Source organism: Ornithinimicrobium cavernae (assembly GCF_003121625.1).
GTDB classification, from domain to species: Bacteria; Actinomycetota; Actinomycetes; order Actinomycetales; family Dermatophilaceae; genus Ornithinicoccus; species Ornithinicoccus cavernae.
The window spans coordinates 115,419-132,581 of the sequence record NZ_QDDJ01000017.1 but is presented as its reverse complement, the minus strand read 5'-3'; the positions used below and the strand labels follow the sequence as shown (position 1 = coordinate 132,581).

At 67.1% G+C, this 17,163-nt stretch carries 14 protein-coding genes; 11 read left to right on the top strand and 3 right to left on the bottom strand.

Annotated features, from left to right (window positions below; translation table 11 throughout):
* Window positions 1–158: 158 nt before the first annotated feature.
* Window positions 159–2,954 carry a S8 family peptidase gene (locus DA085_RS18155; protein ID WP_109474402.1) on the top strand — a complete coding sequence of 932 codons (2,796 nt, stop codon included), beginning with the start codon at window positions 159–161 and terminating at the stop codon, window positions 2,952–2,954.
* 1,516 nt (window positions 2,955–4,470) lie between these two features.
* On the opposite strand, the gene DA085_RS18140 is transcribed toward DA085_RS18155, so the two are convergent.
* Window positions 4,471–4,953, bottom strand: coding sequence for a DUF1203 domain-containing protein (locus DA085_RS18140; protein WP_109474399.1), 483 nt, complete (start codon window positions 4,951–4,953; stop codon window positions 4,471–4,473).
* A 240-nt stretch (window positions 4,954–5,193) separates the two neighbouring features.
* On the opposite strand from DA085_RS18140, the gene DA085_RS18135 reads away from it, so the two are divergent.
* Entirely contained in the window at window positions 5,194–5,706 is a 513-nt protein-coding gene (locus DA085_RS18135; protein ID WP_109474398.1) for a hypothetical protein, read from the top strand.
* 115 nt (window positions 5,707–5,821) lie between these two features.
* Here DA085_RS18135 and DA085_RS18130 read toward each other — a convergent pair whose 3' ends face one another.
* Window positions 5,822–6,355: a GbsR/MarR family transcriptional regulator gene (locus DA085_RS18130; RefSeq protein WP_109474397.1), complete on the bottom strand. Its 534-nt coding sequence runs from the start codon at window positions 6,353–6,355 to the stop codon at window positions 5,822–5,824.
* A gap of 103 nt (window positions 6,356–6,458) precedes the next feature.
* Between DA085_RS18130 and DA085_RS18125 the strand changes: the two genes are divergently transcribed.
* From DA085_RS18125 to DA085_RS18095, 7 genes are all read left to right on the top strand, one after another.
* Window positions 6,459–8,495: a prolyl oligopeptidase family serine peptidase gene (locus DA085_RS18125; RefSeq protein WP_109474396.1), complete on the top strand. Its 2,037-nt coding sequence runs from the start codon at window positions 6,459–6,461 to the stop codon at window positions 8,493–8,495.
* Entirely contained in the window at window positions 8,492–10,081 is a 1,590-nt protein-coding gene (locus DA085_RS18120; protein WP_109474395.1) for a peptide ABC transporter substrate-binding protein, read from the top strand. The genes DA085_RS18125 and DA085_RS18120 overlap by 4 nt, the downstream gene beginning before the upstream one ends.
* Before the next feature lie 62 nt (window positions 10,082–10,143).
* Entirely contained in the window at window positions 10,144–11,073 is a 930-nt protein-coding gene (locus DA085_RS18115) for an ABC transporter permease (RefSeq protein WP_109474394.1), read from the top strand.
* Entirely contained in the window at window positions 11,066–11,956 is an 891-nt protein-coding gene (locus DA085_RS18110) for an ABC transporter permease (RefSeq protein ID WP_109474393.1), read from the top strand. The genes DA085_RS18115 and DA085_RS18110 overlap by 8 nt, the downstream gene beginning before the upstream one ends.
* Window position 11,957: 1 nt before the next feature.
* Window positions 11,958–12,953 carry an ABC transporter ATP-binding protein gene (locus DA085_RS18105; protein WP_109474392.1) on the top strand — a complete coding sequence of 332 codons (996 nt, stop codon included), beginning with the start codon at window positions 11,958–11,960 and terminating at the stop codon, window positions 12,951–12,953.
* Window positions 12,946–13,977, top strand: coding sequence for an ABC transporter ATP-binding protein (locus DA085_RS18100; protein WP_237565596.1), 1,032 nt, complete (start codon window positions 12,946–12,948; stop codon window positions 13,975–13,977). Before DA085_RS18105 ends, DA085_RS18100 begins: the two co-directional genes overlap by 8 nt.
* 197 nt (window positions 13,978–14,174) lie before the next feature.
* A complete protein-coding gene (locus DA085_RS18095; RefSeq protein ID WP_109474391.1) occupies window positions 14,175–14,603 on the top strand; it encodes a class I SAM-dependent methyltransferase in 429 nt (142 codons plus the stop codon).
* Window positions 14,604–14,642: 39 nt separating this feature from the next.
* Here the strand turns inward: DA085_RS18095 and DA085_RS18090 are convergent, their stop codons facing one another.
* Entirely contained in the window at window positions 14,643–15,194 is a 552-nt protein-coding gene (locus tag DA085_RS18090) for a hypothetical protein (protein WP_154402252.1), read from the bottom strand.
* Between the two features lie 286 nt (window positions 15,195–15,480).
* On the opposite strand from DA085_RS18090, the gene dctP reads away from it, so the two are divergent.
* Window positions 15,481–16,629, top strand: a complete 1,149-nt coding sequence (gene dctP, locus DA085_RS18085) for a TRAP transporter substrate-binding protein DctP (RefSeq protein ID WP_109474389.1) — start codon at window positions 15,481–15,483, stop codon at window positions 16,627–16,629.
* A 7-nt stretch (window positions 16,630–16,636) separates the two neighbouring features.
* Window positions 16,637–17,155 (top strand): TRAP transporter small permease subunit, encoded by a 519-nt coding sequence (locus DA085_RS18080; protein ID WP_161958547.1) that lies wholly within the window; start codon window positions 16,637–16,639, stop codon window positions 17,153–17,155.
* Window positions 17,156–17,163: the final 8 nt, after the last annotated feature.

Sequence of the window (17,163 nt, the reverse complement as noted above, 5' to 3'; positions counted from 1 at the left end):
CTCGGCCAGATCAACCCGGTAGCCTTCGAGCACCAGCTCACCACCGCGGCAGACCAAGCCGCTTAACCGATGTCCACGAAACGGGGTCAACCCCAGACACGCAGGGGCGCAACTCCAGTGGGTCCACGCCCGACATCACTGTCGACGGCCTGGCCGGCGTGGAGCGGATCTGGCTCGACGAGAAGGTCAAGGTCTCCCTGGAGGAGAGCGTCCCGCAGACCGGTGCCCCCACGATGTGGGCGGCCGGCTACACCGGGACCGGCATGAAGGTCGGCGTGCTGGACACCGGCATCGACCTCCGGCACCCCGACGTCGCCGACAAGGTCGTCGCGTCGAAGAACTTCAGTGCCGAGGAGTCGGTGCAGGACGGGCACGGTCACGGCACGCACGTGGCATCGATCGCTGCCGGCACCGGCGCGGCATCCGACGGGTTGCGCAAGGGTGTGGCCCCGGGAGCGGGCCTCGTCATCGGCAAGGTCATGGATGACAGCGGCAGCGGCGCCGACTCGGACATCATCGCCGGCATGGAGTGGGCCGCCGGCGAGGGTGACGCCGATGTGATCAACATGTCCCTCGGTGGCGGGTACACCGACGGCACCGACCCGTTGAGCCTGGCGGTCAACGAGCTCACCGAGGAACACGGGGTGCTCTTCGTGGTCTCTGCAGGCAACGACGGCCCGCGTAGCTCGACGCTGACCGCCCCGGCCAGCGCGGACGCCGCGCTGACCGTCGGCGCGGTCGACAAGGAGCACGAGCTCGCCTACTTCTCGAGTCGTGGCCCGCGTCTGGGCGACTTCGCCATCAAGCCGGAGATCACCGCCCCCGGCGTCGGGATCAAGGCCGCCCGTTCGTCCGGGACGTCGATGGGCTCTCCTGTTGACGACTTTTACACCTCCACGAGCGGAACTTCGATGGCGTCGCCCCACGTCGCCGGCGCGGTGGCCCTGCTCAAGCAGGAGCACCCCGACTGGACGCCCGCGCAACTCAAGAGCGCCCTCGTCAACTCGGCCACCCCCAACTCCTCGGACTCGGTCTTCGAGCAGGGCGGCGGTGAGCTCGACCTCGCTCAGGCCATGAAGACGTCGGTGGTCACCACGCCGTCCACCTTGAGTATGGGCAACTTCGAGTACCCGCACGACGACGCGGCCCCGGTGACCAGGGAGCTGACCTACACCAACCTCGGTGAGGAGTCCGTCTCCCTCGACCTGGGGACCAGGCTCGTGGACGATGAGGGTAAGGCCGCACCGGCGGGCATGCTCACCGTGGCGCCGTCCTCCCTGGACCTCGCGCCCGGATCCTCCGCGCAGGTCAGCGTGACGCTCGACCGGACGCTGGGTGGTGAAGGGACCTTCAGCGGTCAACTCCTGGCGACGGACGCGGACGGCAACCGGATCTCCAGCACGCCCGCCGGCTTCATCAAGGAGAGCGAGGTCTATGACATCACCGTCGAGGGTATCCAGCGCGACGGCGAGCCCGCCGCCGCCGGCAGCCAGGTGGCCGTCCTCGACGCGACCAACTTCAGCGACTTCCGTCGCTCCAGCACCGCCTTTGTCGATGGTGTCGCCACCATCCAGGTCCCTCCGGGCACCTACAGCGTGATGTCCATGATCAGGACCGAGGGGGAGGACGCCGACTACTCGAGCCAGGCGCTCATGGGTGACCCGGAGATCGAGGTCACGGCTGACACGCACCTCACCTTCGACGCACGTGAGGCCGTCGAGGTCACCCCCGAGTCGTCCTACGAGGACGCCGAGGTCGTCAGCCACGCCATCCAGTACCGCCGTACCGGCGAGGAGTCCGGAAACCTCACGCAGACCTGGATCGGTGGCGACTGGCCGTACTACGTGTCGCCGACCGAGCCCGTCACCCTCGGTGGGTTCAGCTTCGGGACGAAGTTCGAGGTCAGCAGCCCGGAGGCCTACATGACCCTCGCCTTCCCGGAGGACGGTGCCATCCCTGCCGACACCACCTACGAGGTGAACAGCACGAACACCGCCACCGTGAAAACGGCTTACCACAGCGACAGCCCCGACCAGACCTACCGTCGCTCGGTCCCGTCCCGGTTCCCGTGGGAGGGCATGGCCCTGGCGCTGTTCGAGCCCGTCCCGGCGCCGTCGGAGCGCGCCGAGGTCTTCTCCGCCAACGAGGTCCGCTTCACCCAGGTCGTCATGGCCAGCAGTTCCTCCGGTGGGAGGCTCTCGGAACCGGAGACCGGGTTCGAGCCCGGCGCGGAGCTGGAGCAGAGCTGGCTCGCCTCGCCCCGGACCCCGAGTCCGCTCGAAGGGAACGAGTACACGGCATCGAGGCTGCCCACCTCGCGGTTGGGCAACACCCTGAACGTGCACATCTTCGAGTTCAGTGACTCCAACCCCGGAGAGGGCGTGCACTATGGCAGCCTCAACCCCTTCGATGCCACGGAGGGCGCACACTTCCGCCTCTACCAGGACGGTGAGCTCTACGCCACGGGTCCGCGTGCCTTCGGCACCATCCCGGTGGCCCAGCAGTCCCGGTTGCGGTTCGAGCTCGACGTCCACCGTGAGAACGACTTGTGGACCACGTCCACGCAGACCCACACGGCGTGGGAGTTCGACAGCGCGACCACTGACACTGCGGAGACGCTGCCGTTGTTGCAGATCGACTACGACATCCCGCTCGACCTGACGAACACGGCGTTGCACCCCAGCAAGGTCAAGGGTCCGTTCACCATCGGACTGGATGTGCGCATGCCCTACGGGCTGGACGAGCCGGAGATCGAGGAGGTCAGGGCGTGGTTGTCCTACGACGACGGTGCGACCTGGATCAAGCGTCCGGTGCGCTCCACCCCGGACGGCTTCGAGCTCGTCGCGGACCGCAGCGGTGGTGGCACCCACGCCTCGATCAAGGTGGAAGCCACCGACGTCGATGGCAACACCATCGAGCAGGAGGTCATCCGTGCCTACGCGCTCCGCCCCTGACACACCCTGGAGAGCCACGAGCAACCATGACCCGAGGAGAATCGCATGATGAATACGACAACAAGTGCCCGCCGATCCCGGCGACGGGTCCTGCTGGTCGCGGTGGGAGCGCTCGGCCTGGCCGGTGCCACTGCGCAGGCCTCCATCGCTGATCCGGGGCGGGGACACCGGTCAGTGTGCGGACCTGGAGCCCGCAGCCACCAGGATGGGCACCTACCAAGAGGCTGACCGCACCGCTGAGACCGACGCCCAGATCCAGCAGCGTTCGGCCCAGGCCCGCAACCAGGCGCAACTCCTCGGAACAGCGAATCTCGGGTAGAAACTGTCGGTAGGTGGCGGTCCGGGCAGTGACGGACAGCCCCACGGAGGCCGCCTTCCGGTCGCTTGACAGCGACCGGAAGGCGGCCTCCGGCCGCATCCACCCCAGCCTCAGGCGCGTGGTTGCGCCGCCTCTGGCGGGCTCAGTTTGAACCCAAGCTGGATACGGGTGCGTGCCCCGTAGTCGGTCATCATCTGCTTGACCCACCGTTGCATTGCACAGTGCGTTCGGTGACCCCGAGCTGCCGGGCCACCGCCTTGGCAGTCAGCCCAGCAGCGAACAGTGTGAGGACTTGTCCTTGCTGGTCGTTGCCACCGGAGCTCGCTGGGATGTCGGACCGTCCATCCCTGGTTGGTCCCGCTGGGAGGCAGCGCGGATCGCCGATTGGGGTGGCTCCTGCCCCCAACATGTCGAATAACATGACCAGAGAGTCAAGCAGGGCGGACGGGTGCACGACAGCGGCGACCTCGATGGCCTCCGGCGCTGCCTCCAGGGGCACGATCGCGATCTGCCTGTCGGCCATGACCATCTTCATCGGCAGTCCCCAGGCGACCCTGGCTTGCTCACCGGAGCGCCGCTGGCTGGGAGACATTTCGGTCTCTCCCATTCGATGGCAGTTTGCTACGGCTGTCCCGCCGTGGTTGAGAGCCACCAGGTGTGAGGCCCGGTTGGTGTCGTCGGTTTCGGCCGTGATGTGGGGACCGATGACTGGCGTGCGACTTCGGACTCTGCGCTATTGATCACGTCAGACTATTGCCGCATACACAGGGCGTTTGTGCGAACTTCGCTGCATCTCGACAACCGGCCTGCAGAGCTTCCCGCGGGACTACCCGCGACGCGGGGTATCGATCCTGGGATCCTGTCCTTGGAAGGCACTGGCGGCACTTTGGACGGCCGCGCCAAGACGTTTTGGCCCACCCGGGGCGGTGGATCAACCAAAGCACGATACGGGTGAGCGGGGACGTCGCCCGTATCGACATTGAAGATCGACAGATTGCAGTTCCGTGGCACGGGAGAGTGGTCGTCGCCTGGCCCGGCCGTCGGTCCCAGGGGTTGACGGTCGTCGACCACGAGGGCAGAAGCCTAGGGCAAATCACGGTGCCGCCCTCGCGGTGAGCACAAACATCCGCACATGCCGCCGGTCGCTCGTTCCGGAGTGCATCATCCGCCGCGAACCGGGCGAGGGCTGCGTGGTCCTTAAGCTGGCCACTGCCGCGCCGCGCGGGCGATGAAGCACTGGGCGACGAGATTCCGGATGTGCACCTCGGTGACCGCGGGGTCGTCGAATATCGCGGCGAGCGCTTCGGCGACGCTCTGACCGGTCTCGACCACGCGATTCGCAGGGTGGTGCATCGTGCCCGCGGAGGTGTAGGCACGCAGCACCCGGGGCGCGTCGGCGAACCAGTCGGGGACCTCCGGCCCGGGCGGGCGCCCTGGGCACGCCTCGGCGTGGACGAACACCGGACCGACCTCCCGGTAGGGACCCGGCACCCCCAGCGGCGCGTGGGCGATGGTGGCCACTCGGTCCCCGCGCTCGCTCAGCTCCAGGCAGCAACGCAGCTGCACACCTCCGTGGAGGGACGCGAACACCGTGACCGCATTGCCGTGGGCGTCGACCCGATGGGCACGCACGAGTGAGAGTTCGGCCGGGTCGATGGCCTCGAGAACATAGGTCGTCATGCCCGGTAGTCGCGTGCCGGGAGCGGACCGTGAGGTGACCAGCCAGGCGCGGTGGTCCTGGCACCCCTACCCCGGGTATGCCGTGGGGCTGGCTTGATCTGCAACCCCAGCCCGGCGGCATACGCCAGGTCGAACGCCATTCCGGCACGAACAAGTTCATTCCCATCCATGCGCCGTAGGTTGCACCGCCCGGCACGGGGCTCGACCGCCCACCACTCGCGAGGCGTAACCTGATTGGTCGTGGGCTATCTTGAGGCCATCGCCATGATCGTCACGATCCTGGTGGCGATCTTCAACGTGATGTGGACCCTCTCGTCGCAGCGACGTGACCGCGAGCAACGGCAGCGCGAGCGTGCAGAGGAACAGGAGCGTTGGGTGTCGTCGGGCCACATCGTCTCACTCAAGGTGATCCATGTGTCGGCCGCAGATGGCTCCCAATGGGCCCAGCTCCAAATCCGAAACACGGGCCGAGGCCCATGCACTGTGGACGACGTTGGGTCCTGGTACTCACCGGAGGGTCCGGCCTACGGGTACTACAGCTCAGAGCCCGACACCGGGTACCCCCTGGCAAGGGACAGCACTCCGTTGCCCCACGTGCTTGAGGGGGGCCGCAAGGCCGACTGGTTCCTCGACATGCAGGTGCTCCGCTCCACGGCCAGCAGCAAGGAGCACGGAGCCACACTTCACCTCTTCGTTGATCTCCAGAATGGCGAGCGGCACACGATCCCGTTCCCCGTCACCCCGTCAACGTAATGCGTCAAGGAAGACATATAGCCCTCGCGCCGAAGGAGGCAAAGGGCGCGACGACGAGTACCCGAAACTTTTCAGAACCCGATGCGAATGGATGTGCGCGCCGGTTCTCTCTTGGCTACGGCGCAGTCCGTTCTGGTGGTTCCCGCAGCAAGCGCTCATGCAGTTCTTCGACCTGACGGATCTGCTCGACGATGCGTTCTTCGGTCAGGGTGAAGAACTCCTTCATCAACTGGATGTGCAGGGTCGCCTTGGGGCCGACGTCCGGAACTGCGTGTTCCACACCCTCCGCCAGCTCCCGGTAACGACGGACGGTGCGCAGCCCGTCTTCTTCCATCAGGAGCCAGGCGTCCTCACGCACCATGAGGTATGTCGCGTGTTGGCCCTGCCGAGCCACCCGCCGGATCAGGCGCTTGTCCAGGAGGCTGCGGGTCACCGTCGACATGGTGGCCGCGCTCGCGTTCACCCGGCGTCCGATATCTGCCTGGGTCTGGGGCTCGCCCGCCACGAGCAGCCAGGCAAGCACCCGCCCACTCATTCTCGGCAGCCACCCTGCTTCCTCAACGAGCAATCCCATAGCGTCGACGAACTCAGCCCGCGGATCACCTGCGCCCTCGCCCGTGCCTCTGTCTGTGTCCTCGTTGACGCTCATGTGGTCATCTTCTCCTGTTCCGGCGCAGTCGACACTCGAGCATGCCGAATCCTTACACATTTCGGTATTGACCGAAACCTCCGTAGATGGTTAAGTCCCTTGCATGTCCCTAGACCCCGCTACGGCGACCGTCGATGAGCTCACGGGCGTCGACGTCTTCGACGACCACACGAGGCCTGAGGTCGTTGCCTGGATGGAGCCTGTCGATGCCGCGGCGCGTCGGTGGTTATCCGAGCAACCCTCTGAGCCCTGGTTCCGTCGTGAGCTCACCTCCCTGCTGTCCGAGGATGCTGTCCTGGCCGTACTGGCCTTCGGCGAGCACCGCTACGAGCTCCGCCGGCCGTCCGGAGAGGCACAGGCCTCGGTCTTTGTCGTGACCGGGGCGGGCAGTGAGCGGCTCATCGACGCCTCCCTCCTATCGCCGGACGGTTCCGTGGCGATCACATCGATTCAGCTCAATCCCAGCGGCACCGTGCTGGTTTGGTCGACCATCGTCGGTGGTGCCGACTGGGCTACCGTCCACTTCCTCGACCTCACCACCCGTGAGGCGCTACCCGAGGTTCTCACCGGTTTGAAGGCCACGACTCTGGCCTGGACCGGGACGGGTACGTGCGCCTACCTACAGTTCCCGGCACCGCCCGCCGGTCAGGAGCTCCTCGCGCCGAACGGCGGCACCAGCATCCGTCTGCACACCCTCACCACGCCCCAGGACGAGGATCAGGTACTGCTCTCGCGCGATACCGCCACCTGGATGTTCCCCAGAGCATTCGACGGCGGGCGCCGCCTCGTGGTCGAGGAGGCTGTCGGGATCGCCCCTGCGCGGATTCACGTCCGTGATCCTGACTCCGGCGCATGGAGCACGGTGATCGATGGGGAGGGACCGACTACCGTCGTCGGACTGCACGGCGACGAGCTCCTCGTCGCAACCAGCGTCGAGGCACCGGACGGCGCGGTAGAGGCTGTTTGCCTGGCCACCGGGGTCCGCCGCACAGTGGTGCCGGAGGCATCAACGCCACTGGAGGCCAACGACACTCGCCTGGTCGGGTCCCGCCTCTTCACTGTGCGGCACGGTCTCGAAGAGAGTGCCCTGGAGAGCCACGACCTGCCCGGCGGCACCACCACCCGGGTGGAGATGCCCACCGGAGCCTTCATCACGTCTGTCGAGGAGACGATCCCCGGCGACCACCGGATGCTCGTGCACATCCAACTCCCCCTCGGCCCCCAGGCCGTGCTTGTCCACGATGCGGAGTCCGGCACCACCACGGAGCTCCTACGGTGGGGCAGCGAGACGACGGTGCCCGTGGTCACCGAGTTGGTGTGGGCCACCAGCGCCGATGGCACAAGGGTGCCACTGCGCATCTTCCGTCAGGCTTCAACGACGGCGGACGGCTCGGCGGCGGTCCTGCTCCTCACCTACGGCGGCTACGGCCAACACTTCCTGGCCAGCGGTTACCAGCCTTGGCAACGGGCCTGGGTCGAGGCAGGAGGCGTCCTGGCCCTGGCCGGCATCCGCGGGGGCGGCGAGCTCGGCTCGCACTGGCACCTCTCGGCGACCACGCCCCACAAGCAGCGCGGTGTCGACGACCTGGTCGCCTGCGCGTCGTGGTTCTCGGAGCACGGCTGGTGCGGCCCACGAGGCGTCGTCACCAACGGCATGTCCAACGGCGGCCTCATGGTTGCGGCGGCTATGACGCAGCGTCCTGACCTCTTCGCCGGGGTCGTGCCGGAAGTCGCTGTTCTCGACCTCTTGCGCTTCCACCTCTTCACCGCAGGGCACGGGTGGGTCCAGGAGTTCGGCGACCTCGAGATCCCGGAGCAGCGCGCGGACCTGGAGCAGTGCTCGCCGCTGCACTCGCTGCGTGACGGTGAGGCCTACCCTGCCACCCTCCTCCTCACCGCGGACAGGGATGACCGCGTCCCACCCGGACCGCACAGCTACGCCTTCTTCGAGCGGCTCCGCCACGCTCAGGGCGGCGACGACCCGGTCCTCCTACGTGTCTCGCGCGATGCCGGCCACTTCACGGGCCGCTCGCTCTCCGAGCAGATCGACGAGCGCACCGCGGTCCTTACCTTCGCCGCCAGTTCGCTCGGCTTCCAGCCAACCCCCACCCGTCCCACTTCTCCAGAGGAATCCGCATGACAACGTCGACCCGCCGCACCCGGGCTGCCCTGGCTCTCGCCGCGACCGCCACACTGCTTCTCGCCGCCTGCAGCGACGAGGGCGCTGCCGAGCCCGCCGCCGAGGGCGGCACCTTCTCCGTGGCGAGCAGTGACCCCCAGCACCTGACCCCAGGCAACTCCTGGGCCGCCAAGGAGATGATGCTGCTCTTCGCGCCGCCGCTGGCCATCAACGACCAGACGGGCGAGTTCGAGCCGCACGCTGCCAAGTCCGTCACCTCCGAGGACCAGCAGACCTGGACCATCGAGCTGCAGGAGGGATGGACCTTCCACAACGGCGAACCGGTCACCGCCCAGAACTACGCCGACGCGTGGAACGCCGCAGCCCTGGGCGCAAACGCCTACGTGCAGAACAACGCCTTTGCGATGATCGAGGGCTACGACGAACTCAACCCCTCTGAGGGCACGGCCACCACCGACACGTTGTCCGGCGTCCAGGTAGTCGACGAGGACACGCTAGAGGTCACCCTGAGCAAGCCATACGGCCTGTTCCCCTATCTCACGACCAACTGGGCCTTCGCGCCGCTGCCGGAGGAGGCCTTCGAGGACCCCGAGGCCTTCGACAAGGCACCTATCGGAAACGGTCCCTACGCGATCAAGGGCGACTATGCGGTCAACCAGCCGCTCGAGCTCGTACGCTACGACAACTACGGGGGCGAACCCGCTCTGGCACAGGGCATTACCTTCGTGCCCTACACCGACATGGGCACCGCATACAACGACTTGCTCGCAGGGAACGTGGACGTGGTCTACCCGGTGCCGGGCGACCGGCTCGGCGACGCCAACCAGCGGCTGGAGGGTCGGACAGCAGCCTCGTCCATCCCCAACCTGAACTACTTCGGCTTCCCGCTCTGGGAGGACCAGTTCTCCGACGCCCGTGTCCGCAAGGCGTTCTCGATGGCGATCGACAGGGAGACCCTCACCTCCTCGATACTGCGGGACGCCGGCGTGCCGGCGACGAGCATCGCACCGGAGTCCGCGGCGGGCAACCAACAGGACGCCTGCGCCGCCTGCGTTTACGACCCCGAGGGCGCGAAGGCGCTGCTCGAGGAGGCCGGCGGCTGGGAGGGTGACCTCGTTCTCTGGGCCTACCAGGACCCGGCCACCGACCAACTGCTCCAGGCGATCGCCAACCAGCTGCGCACCAACCTGGGCATTGAGGAGATCACCTTCCAGGTGCAGCCGTGGGCACAGTTCGCTGAGGCCGTCGCCGGTCACGAGACGGGTGGTCCCTACCTCGCCTACTGGGGCGCGTTCTTCCCCCACGTCGCAGCATTCCTCGAGCCCGTGGTCTCCGCGACCGGCACCTCAAACGACAACGACTACGCCAACGACGAGTTCAACGCTCTGATGGAGAAGGCCGACGGACTGGACTTCGAGCAGAGCCAGGCCATCTACCAGGAGGCTGAGCGGCTGCTGTGGGAAGACATGCCGATCATGCCCGTCTACCACGGCCTCTACACCGCGGCCTGGTCGGAGCGGCTGGCCGATGTCCCCGTCGGCCTCGCCGGCCTGGGTGACCTGACCACGGTCCAGGTCACGAACTAAGCGCGACATGGGCGCGGTGGGACCACCGGCCCCACCGCGCCCACCCACCTGGAAGAGGAGCGATGATCCAGTACGCCCTGCGGCGCCTGCTGCAGATGGTGCCTGTGCTCTTGGGCGCCACCATCCTTATCTTCGCGCTGGTATTTGCTCTCCCGGGCGATCCGATTCAGGCCATGGCCGGCGGTCAGCGGACGATCCCTGAGCCGGTCGCTGCCGCCCTGCGCGAGCGCTACAACCTCAACGACCCCCTGTGGCTGCAGTACCTGAAGTACATGGGTGGGCTGTTGCAAGGGGACTTCGGCCAGGACTTCAGTGGACGGGCCGTGTCCGACATCATCGCCTCCAGCTGGCCCACGACGGTCCGCCTGGCCATCACCGCGTGGCTGATCGAGATCGTCGTGGGCATCCCGCTCGGCATCTGGGCGGGTCTGCGGCAGGGCCGGCTGCCCGATGCCCTGGTGGCCATCGTGACCACGCTCGTGTTCGCGGTCCCGATCTTCGTGCTCGGCTACACCGCGCAGATCGTGCTCGGTGTCAACCTCGGTTGGTTCCCGGTTGCAGGCACGTCCCAGGGGTGGCCGACCTCCTACCTGCTCCCGGCAACCATCCTGGGTCTCCTGGGTCTAGCCACCACCGCCCGCCTGACGCGAACAAGTTTGATCGAGAACCTCCAGGCCGACTACGTCCGGACAGCAGTCGCCAAGGGGATACCGCGTCGCCGGATCATCCGACACCACGTGCTGCGCAACTCGCTCGTGCCTGTCGTGACCTACCTCGGTATCGACCTCGGTTTCCTCCTCGGCGGCGCGGTCATCATCGAGGGGATCTTCAACCTGCCCGGGCTCGGTTACGAGATCTTCCAGGCCATCCAGCAGCAGAACGGCCCGGTCGTGGTCGGCATCTCCACCCTCCTGGTAGCCATCTTCATCATCGTCAACCTCGTCGTCGATCTGCTCTACGGTCTGCTCGACCCAAGGACTCGTCATGTCTAGTGCCACCGCCGCCGAAGTCAGCATCGAGACCACCGGACGCCCACGCGGCGTCCTGCGGAAGCTGCTACGGCGACCCCGATTCGTCATCTCCGCCACGGCCCTCTCTCTCCTCGTCCTCATGGCAGTCGCGCCGGCTCCCTTCGCCGGCATCTTCGGGCACGGTGACCCTCGCGCCTGCGACCTCGCACGCAGCGGTTCCGGCGCGGCGCCAGGCCACCCCTTTGGCTTCGACATTCAGGGGTGCGACCTCTACGCGCAGGTCGTCTATGGCGCCCGCCCCTCGATCACCATCGGCATCGCCGTCACACTGATCTCCGTCCTGGTCGCCGTGGCAGTGGGTTCGATCGCCGGCTACTACGGCGGCGTGGTCGACTCCGTTCTGGGGCGGGTGATCGACGTGTTCTACGGGTTCCCCTTCATCGTGGCGGCGATCGTGATCCTCACTGCGGTGGGTGTGCGCAACATCTGGACGGTGTGCGCCGCGCTCGCGGCCTTCTCGTGGCCGACGATGACCAGAGTGATGCGCTCGTCTGTCATCGTCGCCAAGAACGCGGAGTACGTGCGCGCAGCCAGGGCGCTGGGCGCCAGCGACCTGCGCATCCTGCGGCGGCACATCCTGCCGAACGCCTTCGCGCCTGTGCTGGTGCTCGCCAGCCTGTCGGTCGCCGGCATCATCGCCGGCGAGGCGTCACTGACCTTCCTAGGGGTCGGACTGCAACCACCGACGATCTCCTGGGGTGTGCAGCTCAACACCGCCCAGAGCTACTTCAACAGCGCGTCCCACCTGCTGCTGTATCCCTCCATCTTCCTCTCCGTCACGGTGCTGGCCTTCGTCCTGCTGGGCGACGCAGTGCGCGACGCGGTCGACCCGAAGGCACACTGACATGGACCTTCACGCACCGAAGCCCCGGGGCCGCGGCGTCTCCATCCGTGACCTGTCGGTGCAGTTCCGCACTCCGTCGGGGTCCGTCGTGCACGCAGCCTCGAACGTCGAGCTGGACGTCGCTCCCGGCGAGTGCGTTGTCGTCCTGGGTGAGTCCGGATCAGGCAAGTCGGTCACGGCCCGGGCGACCATGGGGCTCCTCGAGCCCAACGCCCACATCGCCTCCGGCAGCATCACGCTCGACGGAACTGAGCTCCTCCCACCAGGGCGCGCGATCGAGGCAGCCCGTGGGCGCCGCATCAGCATGGTCTTCCAGGACTCCCTCAGCGCGCTCAACCCGGTCCACACGGTCGGTGCCCAGATCGCCGAGATGTTCCAGGTTCACGGGAAGCTCTCCACGCGCAGGGCGCGACAGGAGACGATCCAGCTCATGCGCAAGGTCGCGATCCCCGACCCTGACCGACGGTTCCGCGCCTACCCGCACCAGCTCTCCGGTGGCATGCGACAGCGGATCGTCATCGCGATGGCGCTCGCGCTGCATCCCCAGGTGCTCATCGCTGACGAGCCGACCACCGCGCTCGATGTGACTGTGCAGGCCGGGATCCTGGACCTGCTGCTGGGGTTGGTTCGCGAGGAGGGCATGGGCCTGCTCTTCATCACTCATGACGTCGGTGTTGCCGCAGAGATCGCCGACCGGGTCGTCGTGATGTATGCCGGCTCGGTCGTCGAGGCGGGCACGGTCGAGCAGGTCCTTGTGCGCCCACGGCACCCCTACACCCGCGGCCTGCTGCAGACGGCCCCCTCCGTGTCGCATGCCCGGCGCGACCAGCCGATCGCCGGTTCGCTACCGGACCCGGCCGACCTGCCCACCGGGTGCGCCTTCCAAGAGCGCTGCCCTGTCGCGGTGCCCGAGTGCCACCAGGTCCGCCCCGCCCTCCTCCCAGTCGGGGGCGGGCAGCAGGTGGCCTGCCATGTCGAAGGAGCCGACGATGACTGATCTCATGCAGACCCGCCCGGACACGCTCCGTCCCGGCGAGGACGCCCTGACGGGCCGAGGTCTCACCCGCCACTTCCCGGTTCGTGACGGGCTCGGTCGCACCGTGGGCACGGTGAAGGCGGTCCAGGACGTGGACCTGCAGCTGCGGTCCGGTGAGTGTCTTGCCCTCGTCGGCGAAAGTGGCTGCGGCAAGAGCACCCTGGCCTCCCTGATCACGCTGCTTGACCGTCCCACCGCCGGCAGCATGAGGCTGGAGGAGCAGGACGTCTCCTCACTCCGCGGCCGTCAGCTGCGGGAGTTCCGACGGAACGTGCAGATCGTCCTGCAGGACCCGTACGCTGCGCTCAACCCCCGGCTGACCATCGGCCAGTCGCTGCGCGAGCCACTGGAGATCCACGGCGGTCTTGTCCGGCGGGGCGAGCGCGAGGCCAAGGTCGTCGAGCTGCTCGAGCTGGTGGGGCTCGACGCCTCCCACCGCCACCGGTACCCCCACGAGTTCTCCGGTGGACAGCGCCAGCGGGTGTGCATCGCCCGCGCGCTGGCGGTGTCGCCACGCATCCTGGTCTGCGACGAGCCCGTCTCCGCCCTAGACGTCTCTGTCCAGGCCCAGATCCTCGACCTCCTGCAGCACCTGCAGCGGGAACTCGGGCTGGCCTACCTGTTCATCTCCCACGACTTAGCCGTCGTCCGAGGCATCGCCGACCGCGTCGCCGTGATGTACCTCGGGCGCATCGTCGAGGAGGGCCCCACTGCCGAGGTGTTCACCCACCCGCGGCACCCCTACACCCAGGCCCTCCTGTCCTCGGTCCCCGTCACCGACCCCCGCGAGCGGAGCACTCGCGAGCGGATCCGGCTCAGCGGCGACGTGCCCAGTCCCACCGACCCTCCCAGCGGGTGCGCGTTCCGATCCCGGTGTTGGCTGGCCACCGACGAATGCGCCACCACCGTGCCATCCCTGGAGCACGTGTCAGCCGACCATAGGGCCGCCTGCGTGCGCCTCGACGCCGCCCGCACGTCCGCATGACCGGAGCTCAGTGAAGACCAGTGCCTCACAGGGTGAGCCGGAGATCCGCTTGCCAAGAAGGAGCGGTCAGACCTGGGTATGCCGCGGGGCCGGGGTTGACCTGCAACCCCAGCCCCGCGGCATACGACTCACTCCTGGAGTCCGCTTCACTGACCGGCGCACGTAGTCTGTCAGTCAGTCGAACGACGAGGTTTGGCATGACGAACTACCACCGCCTGTACCGCTTCGCGGTCCGGCCATGGGAGCGATATCGACAGATCGCCGAGCCGAGCATCTCAGCCGTGCTCGACCGGGAGGAGCTCCCCCGCACGAGGCCCCTGGGCAGAGCGCTCGACCTCGGCTGCGGGCGGGGCCTGTACACACGTGAACTGGCAAAACGCGGCTGGCACGCCGTCGGCATCGACTACGTTCCGGCTGCCATCCAGGCCGCTAGGCGTGGCATCTCCCACGGAGCTGCCTACGTCGTGGGAGACGTCACCCAACTTTCAGAAGAGATGCCAGGGGGCAGGTTCGACTTCTTCCTCGACATCGGATGCTTCCAGGGACTCACAACCGAGGCCGCCGGCCTGGGATGGCCCCTGAACACGACCCTCCCGCGGTGGTACCGGCTGGGACTGCGAGCGTGAGGCCACGTGCCCACGCGGAGTGAAACGCGTTGAGCATCGTCAACACTCCGTGCCCGCGGGCGCCTGACGAAGGGTCAGACTCGCCCCCAGCACCCAGAGCGGCACGAGAAGCAGGGGCAGCGTGTAGAAGCTGAACAGCTGCGCCGGGCCGACGAGGTACCCGGCAGCGCACATCCATCGAGGCAGCTGCCGGATCCGCGCCGCCCCTCGAGCCAGGAGAAAAATGGTGAGCCCCGCGCAGACCGCGCCGGGCACGAAGAGCATCACGTATCCCAGCTGGGGGAAGAGGTCCCGCCCCTGTTCGATCCCCGGGTCGCCGAAGATTCGACCAAATCCGATGCTGAGCGAGACGGTCGCGAACGCTGCAGCAGCCACCCCGGCGAGCGCCGCGAAGGCCGTGGCGGTCATCCGCGCCACGGGCGCCTCGGCGCTGCGCGAGTCAGGCCCGTAGGACCGTGTCATGCCTACGGCGAAGGCGATGAAGGTCAGCCCGCGTCTTCCATTGCGCGATGGTCCCTTGTCTGCAGCGGCGACGTCGGCGAACGTCGGTCCAGCGGGCCGGCTGGGCGGAACTGAACCGCCCTCACTCATCAACAGTGGCCTCCTTGCAGGGATCCCACAAGCGGCAGGAACGTCCCGTCATCGGCACGCCAGCCCGCCGCACCCCGACGAAGTGCCACCCGAGCACCGCAGGTTGTCGCCCGCTCTCCGGGACTCACAGCCGCCATGAGTCACCTCCAGCGAGGCGTCCGAACGGATGGACAGGGAGGGCGCACTCGGACCGCCACAAAGAAGCTCTTGTCAAGGGACGTTGCGGTTGCTACCGTACAGACTGACTGACTAGTCAGTCAGTCCATCTCAGAACAAGGGAGTTCTCATGAACACCAGGCGCAACCGCATCCAGGCCTCCCGCCGTCGGCCGTACGCGCTCGGCGCGGCCCTGACGGGCGTGGCCCTCGTCGCAACCGCGTGTGGAGGTTCCTCCGCCGGTTCAGGCGAGGGTGACGAACTCACGCTGACCTTTTCGAGTGCCCTCGCGCCGGATACGGCGGTGAACCAACAGGCCCAGTGGTACATGGACAAGGTCACCGAACTGACTGACGGGCGTGTCCAGTGGGACACCTACTACGCGGGAGCGCTCCTGAGCTCCACGGAGACCGTGACGGGCGTAGCGGACGGGCGCGCCGATATGGCGTACTTCGCCTCTGCTTATGACCCGGGCACCCTGCCCCTGCTGGACATCGGGTTCGTGCCGGTCACTGACACGGACAGTGTTGGCAACGCCTTGGCGTGGCGAGACCTCTATGAGAGCAACGAAGCGCTCCAGCAGGAGACCGCAAATGCCGGCATCCACATCCTGTTCATGAACGGTGTCGCGAACCTCTCCAACGTCGCCATGCCCGAGAAGGTGGCCTCTGTCTCCGAGCTCGAAGGAAAGCAGATCCGTGTGATCGGCGCGGCGTCTGCCGCAGTCGAGTCTCTGGGTGCCTCACCGGTGAGCCTTGCGGCAGAGGAGATCTACGAGAGCGTCGAGCGAGGGGTCATCGGCGGCATTGGCGGGACGTCTATCGAATCCGTCATCGGACAGGGATATGAAGAGGTCGCGCCCTGGATGCATTACCTGCCATTCGGAAACTACGGCAGCAGCTTGGGCGTCATCATGGGCGAGAACAGGTGGAACGACCTGCCTCCCGAGGTGCAGGACGCCTTTGAGAAGGCAACCGAAGCCTATTACGAAGAGCTGCCCACGATGCTCGCCGCCGGCGAAGAGGAGGCGTGCGATGCGTTGCTCGAAGCAGGGGGTGGCGTGGTGATCCTGCCGTCTGACGACGCAGAGAAGGCGGCCGTCGTCGAGGCGGTCGGAGATGCCCCGATGCAGATCTGGCGAGACAACGCGAAGCGTTCTGGCGCATCCGAGCAGAGCATCGCGCAGATCGAGAAGGCCTACACGGAGACGGCACGGTCACTCGCCGGGACGGCTGACTACACGCCCGGAGAGCAACTCTGCGCTGCTCGGTCTGAGTGAGGCGCACGTGCTCACCAAGCTCTTGGACAACGTCAGTCGTTACGCCGCCTGGCTGGCCGGGGCCTCGATCCTCGTCCTCATGCTCATGACGGTCGCGGACGTGGCCTTCAGGAAGAGCACCGGGGCAGGCATTCCGGGAACCCTCGAGTACACCGAGGTCTTCCTGGTGGCGTCGGTCTACCTAGGGGTTGCCCAGTCAGAGAGAACGGGCATGAACGTCAGGACGAGCGTCCTGACCTCGCGTCTGAACCCACGACATGCGCAGTGGCTTCGTGTGGCCGGCGGGGCGCTGTGTGTGGTGACGCTCCTGGCCCTCCTCTATGCCACAGGAATCCGAGCAGTGGACTCCTTCCAGCAATCGGAGTTCAGGTTCGGTTTGGTGCATGTGACCATCTGGCCCGTCCGCATCATCCTGCTGCTCGGACTGGTGCTCTATTTCCTGCAGTTCTTGAGGTCTTACATCTCCGAGGTTCGTGGGAACACGCCGTCCGCCGCCTCGGACTTGACCGCCGAAGCTGGCTACTGATCGGAAGA